The sequence below is a fragment of the Micromonospora sicca genome (assembly GCF_003172935.1).
In the GTDB taxonomy this organism is placed as follows: Bacteria; Actinomycetota; Actinomycetes; order Mycobacteriales; family Micromonosporaceae; genus Micromonospora; species Micromonospora sicca.
On the sequence record NZ_QGKS01000354.1, the window covers coordinates 1 to 10,215 of the forward strand.

Sequence of the window (10,215 nt, forward strand, 5' to 3'; positions counted from 1 at the left end):
GTGTTGCAGGTGACCGGGCTCGCCGAGGTTCTCCGTTACGACGCGGACACGCCCGATCTGGCCTCGCCGTTCCGCCCGTGATGGGCTAGATTTCTTCGCCAGCAGGTGACCGAGAGGTCCCACCCCGCCACCGACACGAAGCAGGTAACCCATGGGTCCAGCCAGCCCCAGCCCCGTTCGGATCCTGGTGGTGGACGACGACCCGGGCGACGTCCTGATGATCGAGGAGGCCCTCGAGGACTCGGACGTCGAGAAGGTCATCGACGTGGTCAACGACGGCCAGGAGGCGATGGAGTTTCTCCGGCGCGAGGGCCGGCACACCGACGCCCGCCGCCCCGACATGATCCTGCTCGACCTGAACATGCCCCGAATGGACGGCCGGCAGGTGCTCGGTGAGGTGAAGCGGGACGAGGACCTGCGCACCATCCCGATCGTCGTGCTCACCACATCGAACGCGGACACCGACATCGTCGGCAGCTACACCCTTCAGGCCAACGCGTACGTGACGAAGCCGATCGACCTGGACGACTTCAACGACGTGGTGCGCCGCATCGACGAGTTCTTCGGCCGCGTGGTCGTGCTGCCGAAGCGTTCCTGAGCCTGGTTCGTCCTCATCGCCGCCGCCCGTACGTCGGGTGGCGGCGATTGTCCACGCGCGGTCGCCGGTCGTCGACCGCCCTCGGATGCTGAACATTTTTCTCGAAGCGCCCCGGCCGTCGCCGGCAGCGCCCAGGATCGGCAGGTGGGGAAGAAACACCAGCTGCCTGGGGGGCGACAGTATGAGGTTCTCCGTCGTTGAGACCGGTTACGACCAACGGCAGGTCGATTCCTGCCTGGACGAGCTGGGGATCCGGTTGACCCGGCTCGCGGCGCGGGCGGAGAGCACCGCCGGCGCGGATCGGGAGTGGGACCAGATCCGGCAGGAGGCGAGCCACCTCTGCGATCTGCTCGACCGGCGGGGCGCGCCGGCCGCGGGCGACGGTACGGCCGGGCGGGCCGGCGCGATGACGGTGGAGCGGGAGGCTGCCGCGCTGCTGGCGCTGGCCCGTGGCGAACTCGACGCCGCCCGCGCCGAGGCCCGCCTGGTGCGGGAGCGGGCGTACGCGGAGGCGGTGCAGGCCCGCCGCGACTTCGAGGCGGCGCTGCTGGCCCGCCGGCGGCGGGAGGCCCGGGTCGACGACCTCCTCGCCGGCCTGGCCGTGGATCCGGTGCCGGCCGACACCCCGACCGCCGCCGCGGCCGTGCCCGGCAACGGGGTGCCGGCGACCCGGGTGGCCACCGGCGTCACGGACGCCCCGGCCGAGCCGCCGTCCGAGCGGAGTGCGGCCTGACCGCGGCTCAGATCAGCGCGTCGACCACGGTGGTGGCCCGCTCCTCGTGCTTGGCGTACGCGTCGGGGAAGGCGGAGACCTGCACGGACTGGGCGGCCTCGGTGATGCTGAGGTCCGCCCAGCCGGGCACCTCGAGCAGCGCCGCGTAGAACGCCCGGGCCGCGTACGCCGGGCGCATCAGCTCGGCGACGCTGCCCCAGCCGCTGCTGGGCCGCTGCTGGAACAGCCCGACCGAGTCGTGGTCGGCGCCGCTGCCCTGGTGCGGATAGTCGTACGACTCGGGCAGCACGTCGCTGGCCAGGTTGTAGAGGTTGCTCTCCTGCATCGCGGTGGCGATGGCCACGATGAGCCCGCGGCGCGGCAGCTTCATGTCCCGCCCGACGTCGACGATCACCTTGGCGTTGTCCATCTGGCGCTGGTCCAGGCCGGCGACCGGCCGTGGGCGCTTCGGCCGCACCGGCTTCCGGGGGGCCTTCTTCGTCGGCTTGGGGCTCGGGGTAGCGGCCGGCACCGGGGTGACCGGCACGGCGACCGGCGGCGCGGTCCGCTCGAAATCCCGGGAGGCGCGCTGCTCGGCCTCGGCGGCGGCCGCCGCCCGGTCCGCCATCACCTCGCGTACGGGCTCGTGGCGCTGCCCGGTGTCCCGGGCGCCGACGACGGCGACCAGGCCGAGACAGCAGGTCACGCCGGTGGCGACGGCAATCCGGGCCGAGGTCGAGGCGAGAGGTCCGCGGCGCGGCGGTTCCGGGGCCCGGTGTCGCCCGATCGTCCTTTCGGCTGACGCGACATCGGTGGTACGGCCGGTGGGCGGCGTCTCGGTCTGCTTCTGCTCGGGGGAGTCGTCGGGATGCACTCGCCGAGGCTAGAGAGCATCCCGTCGCTTGCCATCGGGCCGGTTGATGGCATGCGTCACAATTTGCCATGATCCGCGGGGGCATTACCCTCGCGAAATCACGAAGCAGGCTCATCACTCGTTTCGGATTTGTCGGCTATTAACGATCCGCCAGGGCGAAGCGGGCGTAAGATCATCTTCGGTGCGCGACGCGCGGCCCTCCTCCGTTCGGCCCATGGGTCACCCCGCCGACCTGCCGGCGATCGGTCCCCCGGAGGTGCCGGTCCGTCAGGCCGTACCCCGGTCGACCCGGCTGCCGCCGTCGGCCCGCCGGGGCCATTCCCGGCTCGATACGATGCGGACGGTGACGGAGGGCATGATCGACGAGCGGACGACCGATGCATCACACGGCCGCGGGGACCGGCGGGGGTTGCTCGTCTGCCTGCTCGCCGGCCTGCTCGCCGCACTGCTCGGCGGCCACCGCGCGATCCCCAACGTGCACGGTTTCGGCAGCCTGGTCGACAGCGCCACCCCGCTGCTCGGCCTCGGCGTACCACCACTCGCGCTCGCTGCCGCGCTGCGCCGGTCCCGGCGGGCGCTCGCGGCGGTGCTGCTCCCGGCGGTGGTCTGGGCGGCGCTCTACGGCGGCGCGTGGCTCCCACCGGCGGCCGGGGCCGGCCCGGCCGCGATCCGCGTCGCCAGCCAGAACCTCCGGTCCGGCAATCCCGACCCCGCCGCCACCGTGGCCCCGCTCGCCGGCTCCGGCGCCGACCTGATCGCGCTCCAGGAGGTCGACGAGGAGGACCCGGTCGACGCCGCGCTGCGCCGGCGGTACCCGCACCAGGCCACGGTGTCGACCGTCGCCCTGTGGAGCCGGTGGCCGATCCGGGACTCCGCCGGCGTGGACACCGGACTGGGCTGGACCCGGGCGCTGCGCGCCGTGGTCGCCGCCCCGGGCGGCGACCTGGTGGTCTACGTCGTCCACCTGGGCTCCGCCCGGGCGGGGCACACCGCCACCCGGGACGAGACCCTCACCGCCCTGGCCGCGACCGTCCGCGACGACCACGCCCCCCGGCTGGTCGTGCTCGGCGACCTGAACACCGCCGCCACCGACCGGGTCTTCGTGCCGCTCACCCGGCTGCTGCACGACGCGCAGGCGGACGCCGGGCAGGGCTTCGGCTTCACCTGGCCGGCCCAGCTGCCGGTGACCCGCCCCGACCACGTGCTCTACCGCGGGCTCACCCCGACGGCGGCCGGCGTGCTGCGCACCCCGGACAGCGACCACCGGGCCGTGACCGCCGGCTTCCGCTGGTGAGCCCGGCGGCTCAGTGCCGGCCGTTCTCCGCCGGGGTGACCGTGAGCCGGTGCCGGCTGTTGTCGCCGCTGGAGAAGGGCCAGAGCCGGTCGGCGTACGCGACCAGGTCGGCCAGCTGTTCCCGGGTCAGCCCGGCCGAGGAGATCTCGGCGTGCACGTCGGCCCGGTAGCGGCCGTCGTCGTCACGCCCCAGTCTGGCCTCCGCGGTCACCTGGACCGTGTGCGCTTCGTCGGTGATGTCGGCGGCGGCCTCCACCGCCGCGTGATGCAGGCAGGACGCGAACGCGGCGGCGAGCAACTGCTCGGGCTTCAGCCCGGTGCAGTGCGGCGCCAGCGGCGACGCGAGGGCGGTGGAGAGGCCACCGTCGTCCGTACGTACATGTCCGCCCGCGGCGGTCGCGGTGGCCTCGTGCAGCCAGGAACTCGGATCCGGCATCGCGTTCCTCCCGTCACTCACCCGCCCGGCTACCCGGCCCCCGCCGGGTGAAACCGGGCCGGGGCCCGGGGAGGCTCAGCTGGCCCACTCCCTGGGCTGCCGGTCGACGGCCATCGCCTCGGTGGCCTCGGCGGCCGCCCGGTCGGTCCACGCGGAGACCGGCGCGGTCCGCTGCCGGGGCGCCGCCGTCACCATCGGCACGTAGACCCGGGCGTCCACCACCTCGGCGAGCAGCAGCGCGGCCATCAGGCTGCTGGGGCGCTGCGCCGGGTCGTCGGCCAGGCAGCGCCGGCACAGGTCGGCGACCTCTGCCGGCAGGCCGTCGATCTCCGGCAGCGGCTCCGGCGCCTGCCGCTTCCGCGCGCCCAGCAGTTGGGTGGTGCTGCTGGCGGCGTACGGCAGGCGGCCGGTCAGGCAGTAGTAGAGCAGCACGCCGAGGGCGTACATGTCCGCGGCGGGGGTGGCCGGCTGCCGGTCCAGCTGCTCCGGGGCCAGGTAGGCCGGGGTGCCCACCACGATGCCGTCCGGGGTGTGGTCCGTCGCGCCGGCCGAGGTGGCGATGCCGAAGTCGAGGACCTTCACGCCCGACGGCGTGAGGATCACGTTGGCCGGCTTCACGTCGCGGTGCACGATGCCGTGCGCGTGCGCGGCGGCCAGGGCGGCGCTCACCTCGGCGCAGACCCGGACGGCGATCCGCCAGTCCAGCGGGCCCGCCCGCAGGTGGGCGGCCAGCGTCTCGCCCTCGGCCAGCTCCATCACGATGTAGGGCGCCTCGCGGCCGGGCATGGCCGTCGAGGTGCCGAAATCGTGCACGCTGGCCACGTTCGGGTGCACCAGCCGGGCTGCCGAGCGGGCCTCGGACCGGATCCGCTCCACCGATGTCGCCTCGTCGTCCAGGCTGGGCGAGATCAGCTTCACCGCGACCGTCCGGTCCAGCACGAGGTCGTGGGCCCGCCAGACCTCCGACATCCCGCCGACGCCGACCCGCTGTTCGAGCTCGTACCGCCCGCCCAGCGTCCTCATCGACCACTCCTCGTCCTCGTCCCGCCCCGGCCCGATCCGGCGCTTCGGGACGCGGTACCCGGGGCCCGAGCTGGGCAAACCGCCCCGGGTTTACCGGCCGGGGCCGGCCGCGGCGGGGTAGCTTCCCCTCCAGGGGCACGGTGACCACGGGTGCCGGCCCGAGGATGGAGGGTGTGCGGGTGGCTGAGGTGCGCGTACGGTTCGTCGGCGGGCCCGCCCACGACCTGGTCCGGGAGTTGCCGGCCGACCCCGACGGCGCGCCGCCGCAGTGGTGGATCATGCGCCATCCCGGCCATGCCGCGCCGCCGGCCGGCGGCGGACCGGACCACCTCTACGAGCGGGACCACCGGGACGGGTACGGCACCTGGACCATGCGGTTCGTCCGCACCGACCCGCTCGGCGCGACCGAGTGAGGCGCGGCGGTCAGGCCGGGCCGCGCCGGTGGTGCCGAGGATGACCGAGGCGACCAGCTCCGGGTCGTCGTGCATCGGCACGTGGCCGCAGCCGGTGAGGTCGAGGTGGCGGGCCTCCGGCAGCCGGGAGCGGGCCACCGCGGCCTGCCGGTACGGCAGGATCCGGTCCCGGGTGGCCCAGGCGACGGTCACCGGGACGGTCGGCGCGCCGGTGCGGGCGTAGCCGCGCCCGGCCAGGCCGGGACGCCCTGCCCGGCCAGCCACTCCGGGCCGTCGGGACCGCGGACCAGCGCGGCCACCGCGAGCATCGCGGCCCAGGTCGCGTCGGGCGCGGCGACCGCCACCGCCGTCCACGGCGAGGCCGGCGCCCCGCCGGTACGCGGGTCGCACGCGCCCACCGGCCCGGTGCGCCTCGGCCAGTTCCGCCTCCGCGGCGCGCAGCGCGGCCAGCCGGCCCGCCACCGCGCGCCGGGCCGCCGGCAGCGCCGTCCGCTCGGTCACCGCCACCCGCGCCGGCTTGTCCCGCCACCACCAGCGAACCTCGCAGCTCCCGTCCAGTCCCATGCCGCCAGCCTGCGGGCCGTGCCTGGAGGGCAGGTGGGTCGGACCTGTGGCCGCGCTGTGCCTCGGCCGCACCGCCGGGTGCGGGCCTCGCGCGCGTGTGGGCGACCCGGCGGGGCCGCACAGCTGGTACACAGGATCGGGACAGGCCCGGCACAGCGCAGCGACCCACGATGGGGGCATGGTCATGGACGGGCAAGCCACACAGGGTCGGATCGAGCTGCGTCGCCCCGACGGCGAACCGGTGCGGGTGCTCGTCGTCGACGACGAGCCGACACTGACCGACCTGCTCTCGATGGCCCTGCGCTACGAGGGCTGGCAGGTCCGCAGCGCGGTCAACGGGATGACGGCGCTGAGCACGGCCCGGCAGTTCCAGCCCGACGCAGTGGTGCTCGACGTGATGCTGCCCGACCTGGACGGCTTCCAGGTGCTGCGCCGGCTGCGCGAGCAGACCCCGACCGTGCCGGTGCTCTTCCTCACCGCGCGGGACGCGGTGGAGGAGCGGATCGCCGGGCTCACCGTCGGCGGCGACGACTACGTCACCAAGCCGTTCAGCCTGGAGGAGGTCATCGCCCGGCTGCGCGCGCTGCTGCGCCGCTCCGGTTTCGCGGTCGCCACCCGGGAGGACGCCGTGCTCACCGTCGGCGACCTCAGCCTGGACGAGGACAGCCACGAGGTACGCCGGGGCGGCGATCTGGTCACCCTCACCGCGACCGAGTTCGAGCTGCTGCGCTACCTGATGCGCAATCCGCGCCGGGTGCTGAGCAAGGCGCAGATCCTCGACCGGGTCTGGAACTACGACTTCGGCGGCCAGGCCAACGTCGTCGAGCTCTACATCTCGTACCTGCGCAAGAAGATCGACGCGGGCCGTGAGCCGATGATCCACACGCTGCGCGGCGCGGGGTATGTCCTCAAGCCCGCGGAGTGATCTGCGCGGGCGGCTGCGGCGGCGGCTGGCCGGCTGGTCGCTGCGCCGCCGGCTGGTCCTCTCCGTGGTGGCGCTGCTCGCCCTGGTCAGCATCGGCATCGGCGGGGTCACCACGGTTGCCCTGCGGCACTTCCTGATCGCCCAGGTCGACAACCAGCTCACCATGGGTGACCGGCGCACCGGCGACCTGCCGCCCTGGCTGCGCCAGCCCGGGGACCCGCGACGGCCGGACTCCTGCAACCAGCCCGGGCCGGAGCCGCCGCGTGGCTTCCGGCCCGGCTCGATCGCGATGCGGGTCGCCTGCGGGGTCACCACGGCTACGGCCCGAACCGAGTCCGGGACAGTCGACACCGTTCCGGCCACCGACGTCACCGCGCTGTCCGCGCTGCCGCTCGACGGGCGGCCCCGTACCGTCGAGGTCGGCGACGGGGGTGACTATCGCGCGGTGGCCCATCGGACGCCCGACGGGGACGTGCTCGCCGTCGCCATCCCGCTGACCGGCGTGGAGGAGACGGTCATGTGGATGATCGTCGCCCAGGCCGGCGTGGTGGCCGCCGGGCTGCTCATCGCGGGCGGCCTCGGCGCGCTCATCGTCCGGGCCACCCTGCGCCCGCTGAACCGGGTCGCCGCAACCGCCGCCCGCGTCACCGAGTTGCCGCTGGACCGGGGCGAGGTGGCGCTGTCGGTGCGGGTGCCGGCGGCCGACACCGACCCGCGTACCGAGGTGGGCCAGGTGGGCGGCGCGCTGAACCGGATGCTCGGCCACGTCGCCGCCGCGCTCGCCGCCCGGCAGGCCAGCGAGATGCGGGTACGCCAGTTCGTCGCCGACGCCAGCCACGAGCTGCGTACCCCCCTCGCGGCCATCCGCGGGTACGCCGAGGTGGCCCGGCGCGGCCGGGACCGGGTGCCGCCGGACGTGGCCCACGCGCTGCGTCGGGTCGAGTCGGAGAGCACCCGGATGACCAGCCTCGTCGACGACCTGCTGCTGCTGGCCCGGCTCGACTCCGGCCGGCCCCTGGCGGCCGAACCGGTCGACCTGACCGCGCTGGTGGTCGACGCGGTCAGCGACGCGCACGTGGCCGGCCCGGAGCACCGCTGGCAGCTCGACCTGCCCGACGAGCCGATGGCCGTGACCGGGGACGCGGCCCGGCTGCACCAGGTGGTGGCGAACCTGCTCGCCAACGCGCGGGTGCACACCCCGTTCGGCACGACCGTGACCACCCGGCTGGCCCCGGTCGCCGGTGGGGTCGAGGTGAGCGTCGCCGACGACGGGCCGGGCATCCCACCCGACCTGCAGGACGAGGTCTTCGAGCGGTTCGCCCGCGGGGACAGCTCCCGGTCCCGGGCGCACGGCAGCACCGGCCTCGGCCTGGCCATCGTGGCCGCCGTGGTGGAGGCCCACCACGGCCGGGTCGACGTGGCCAGCCGCCCCGGCCACACGGTCTTCACGGTGTGGCTGCCGGATTCCACAGCCGACGCATAGGTCGTTCACGGTGCCGGACCAGCGGGCCGCCCGAGGCCTGCCGGCATGGACAGAACAGAGAGCCTGCTGACCGCGCCCACGACCGGGCAGCCCGCGCCGGCGCCCACCGCGGCGCCCGTGGCGGACCCCGCCGCGTCGCCGAAGCCCACCGCGGCCGAGCCCGAACCCGTCCGCGCCGACGGCGACCGTCCGCGGCCCGAGCCCACCCGGGTCGACCCCCGGCTGGGGCGCGGCCGGCCTGCTGCTCGCCACCGGACTGCGCTACCTGTGGGGCCTCGGCGCCTCCCTGGCCGCCACCGCGCTGCGGTTCATCCTGCTCCGGCTGGGCATGCGCCACCGTCGTCGCTGACCGGCAGGTCAGGAAGCGAGAGCGGCCGAGAGGACCTCGACGACGTGTCGGGCGTGGCGCCCGTCGGGGTCCTCGTCGGCGTTGAAGTCGGCCACGCTCAGCCCGAGCAGTCGTTCGGACCGGGCCAGCGGTCCGACCAGCGCGACCAGGTCGTCCCAGTCGAGACCGTCCGGCTCGGGATAGGTCACCGCGGGCAGCGCACCGGGGTCGAGCACGTCGAGGTCGAGGTGGAGCCAGGCCGGCGCGACCCCGTCCGCGGCCAGCTCCCGGCCGACCGCCGCGGCGCCGCGGCGCCGCAGCGCGGCCGCCGGGAGCTGGACCACCCGGGGGTCGACCCGGGCGGCCTCCCGCCGGCTCGGATCGTCGCCGGGCGGGCGGTGGCCGAGCAGCCGGACCTGCGCCGGGTCGACCAGCGCCCGGCCGAACAGGTCGGGGCCGTGGCCGGTGAGGATGGACAGCTCCATGTCCGCCCCTTCGCCGGTCTCCGACGTCCGGCCGTCGAAGAAGTCGACGTGACCGTCCAGGAACCACAGGCCCGTACCGGCCGGCAGGTCGAGGAACACGCCCAGCAGGATCGTGCAGTCCCCGCCGAGCACCAGCGGGCGCTCGCCGGCGGCCCGCACCCGCGCCACCCCCGCGGCGATCGCGCTGCTCGCCCGGCGGACCTGCGCGGCGCCGATCAGGCCGGTGGCCGGGTCCCGCCGCGGATCGTCGATCCGGGCGTCGACCGCTCCGCCGTCCCGCGCGTCGAGCCGCTCCAGCAGGCCGGCCGCCCGCAGCGCGCCCGGCGCGCGTTCCTCGCCCCGGCCCCGGCCCGAGGAGTCCAGCGCCGCGTCCAGCACCGTCCATCGCACCGCCGCAGGCTAGCTGCCGTTTGTATAAGCGGTGTCGGGGGTTGGGAAAAATGTCGTACCGGTGGTGTTGTCTTCGGTTCGTGCCTCGTCGTCGGGATCCCGCCGCGCCGCGGGTCGTGCATCGCACCGCCCGTGTCGCATTGCGGGTGACGCCGGGGCAGCGGGGGCGGTGTTTCGGGCTGCTGCGCTGCGCCGGTGACGTGTGGGCGTGTGTGTTGGAGGTCAACGCGTGGCGGCGCCGCCGCCGGGACGTACCCCTGTCCGGTTATCAGGAGTTGTGCCGGGAGTTGGCGGCGTCCGGGCCGGGCACGTTCGGTGAACTGGATTCCGTCGGTGCCCGGTCGGTGTTGCGCCGGTTTTCGGATGCGTGGTTCGCGGCGGCGAAGCGCCGCAGCGCGGGTGACCTGTCGGCCCGGTTCCCCCGCCGTCGGCGGGGGTTGGTGCCGGTGCGCTGGTATCACGGCACGTTCACCCTCGACGACCGCCGAGTCCGGATCCCCACCGCCAAAGGCTCTCCCCCGCTGTGGGTGCGCCTGGCCAGGAAGGTGCCGTATCCGGCCGAACAGGTCCGCTCGATCACGCTGCTGTGTGAGGGTGGCCGCCTGTTCCTCGACGTGACCGCTGAGGTGCCGGTGGCGGTCTACCCGCCCGGTGAGGAACCGGATCCGGGCCGGGTGGCGGGGGTGGATC

The 10,215-nt window shown here is 75.0% G+C and carries 12 protein-coding genes; 7 read left to right on the plus strand and 5 right to left on the minus strand.

Annotated features, from left to right (window positions below; all coding sequences use genetic code 11):
• The first annotated feature begins 151 nt into the window (after positions 1 to 151).
• Both DKT69_RS28880 and DKT69_RS28885 read left to right on the plus strand, forming a co-directional pair.
• On the plus strand, positions 152 to 598 hold the full coding sequence (locus DKT69_RS28880) for a response regulator (protein WP_109804626.1): 447 nt from the start codon (positions 152 to 154) through the stop codon (positions 596 to 598).
• A 181-nt stretch (positions 599 to 779) separates the two neighbouring features.
• On the plus strand, positions 780 to 1,331 hold the full coding sequence (locus tag DKT69_RS28885; protein ID WP_109804627.1) for an ATPase: 552 nt from the start codon (positions 780 to 782) through the stop codon (positions 1,329 to 1,331).
• A 7-nt stretch (positions 1,332 to 1,338) separates the two neighbouring features.
• Here DKT69_RS28885 and DKT69_RS28890 read toward each other — a convergent pair whose 3' ends face one another.
• A complete protein-coding gene (locus DKT69_RS28890) occupies positions 1,339 to 2,184 on the minus strand; it encodes a hypothetical protein (protein WP_201749913.1) in 846 nt (281 codons plus the stop codon).
• A gap of 343 nt (positions 2,185 to 2,527) precedes the next feature.
• On the opposite strand from DKT69_RS28890, the gene DKT69_RS28895 reads away from it, so the two are divergent.
• Positions 2,528 to 3,478, plus strand: a complete 951-nt coding sequence (locus DKT69_RS28895) for an endonuclease/exonuclease/phosphatase family protein (protein ID WP_236648419.1) — start codon at positions 2,528 to 2,530, stop codon at positions 3,476 to 3,478.
• 10 nt (positions 3,479 to 3,488) lie between these two features.
• On the opposite strand, the gene DKT69_RS28900 is transcribed toward DKT69_RS28895, so the two are convergent.
• A complete protein-coding gene (locus DKT69_RS28900) occupies positions 3,489 to 3,914 on the minus strand; it encodes an OsmC family protein (protein ID WP_109804628.1) in 426 nt (141 codons plus the stop codon).
• 75 nt (positions 3,915 to 3,989) lie between these two features.
• Positions 3,990 to 4,937 (minus strand): serine/threonine-protein kinase, encoded by a 948-nt coding sequence (locus DKT69_RS28905; protein WP_109804629.1) that lies wholly within the window; start codon positions 4,935 to 4,937, stop codon positions 3,990 to 3,992.
• A gap of 179 nt (positions 4,938 to 5,116) precedes the next feature.
• On the opposite strand from DKT69_RS28905, the gene DKT69_RS28910 reads away from it, so the two are divergent.
• Entirely contained in the window at positions 5,117 to 5,350 is a 234-nt protein-coding gene (locus DKT69_RS28910) for a DUF8847 domain-containing protein (RefSeq protein WP_109804635.1), read from the plus strand.
• Positions 5,351 to 5,538: 188 nt separating this feature from the next.
• Here the strand turns inward: DKT69_RS28910 and DKT69_RS28920 are convergent, their stop codons facing one another.
• Positions 5,539 to 5,748 (minus strand): hypothetical protein, encoded by a 210-nt coding sequence (locus DKT69_RS28920; protein ID WP_109804630.1) that lies wholly within the window; start codon positions 5,746 to 5,748, stop codon positions 5,539 to 5,541.
• A 350-nt stretch (positions 5,749 to 6,098) separates the two neighbouring features.
• Here DKT69_RS28920 and DKT69_RS28925 point away from each other — a divergent pair, with 350 nt between their 5' ends.
• Both DKT69_RS28925 and DKT69_RS28930 read left to right on the plus strand, forming a co-directional pair.
• Positions 6,099 to 6,839 (plus strand): response regulator transcription factor, encoded by a 741-nt coding sequence (locus DKT69_RS28925; RefSeq protein ID WP_109804636.1) that lies wholly within the window; start codon positions 6,099 to 6,101, stop codon positions 6,837 to 6,839.
• On the plus strand, positions 6,817 to 8,322 hold the full coding sequence (locus DKT69_RS28930) for a sensor histidine kinase (protein WP_109804631.1): 1,506 nt from the start codon (positions 6,817 to 6,819) through the stop codon (positions 8,320 to 8,322). Before DKT69_RS28925 ends, DKT69_RS28930 begins: the two co-directional genes overlap by 23 nt.
• Positions 8,323 to 8,679: 357 nt before the next feature.
• Here DKT69_RS28930 and DKT69_RS28935 read toward each other — a convergent pair whose 3' ends face one another.
• Complete coding sequence (locus DKT69_RS28935) at positions 8,680 to 9,525, minus strand: arginase family protein (RefSeq protein ID WP_109804632.1); 846 nt, start codon at positions 9,523 to 9,525, stop codon at positions 8,680 to 8,682.
• Between the two features lie 140 nt (positions 9,526 to 9,665).
• Between DKT69_RS28935 and DKT69_RS28940 the strand changes: the two genes are divergently transcribed.
• Positions 9,666 to 10,215: hypothetical protein (locus DKT69_RS28940; RefSeq protein ID WP_146231239.1), on the plus strand; the 550-nt coding region annotated here is incomplete at its 3' end.

Coding starts and splice junctions, on each gene's coding strand:
- DKT69_RS28880 (WP_109804626.1), top strand. CDS start 152: ATGGGTCCAGCCAGCCCCAGCCCCGTTCGGATCCTGGTGGTGGACGAC.
- DKT69_RS28885 (WP_109804627.1), top strand. CDS start 780: ATGAGGTTCTCCGTCGTTGAGACCGGTTACGACCAACGGCAGGTCGAT.
- DKT69_RS28900 (WP_109804628.1), bottom strand. CDS start 3,914: ATGCCGGATCCGAGTTCCTGGCTGCACGAGGCCACCGCGACCGCCGCG.
- DKT69_RS28905 (WP_109804629.1), bottom strand. CDS start 4,937: ATGAGGACGCTGGGCGGGCGGTACGAGCTCGAACAGCGGGTCGGCGTC.
- DKT69_RS28925 (WP_109804636.1), top strand. CDS start 6,099: ATGGACGGGCAAGCCACACAGGGTCGGATCGAGCTGCGTCGCCCCGAC.
- DKT69_RS28930 (WP_109804631.1), top strand. CDS start 6,817: ATGTCCTCAAGCCCGCGGAGTGATCTGCGCGGGCGGCTGCGGCGGCGG.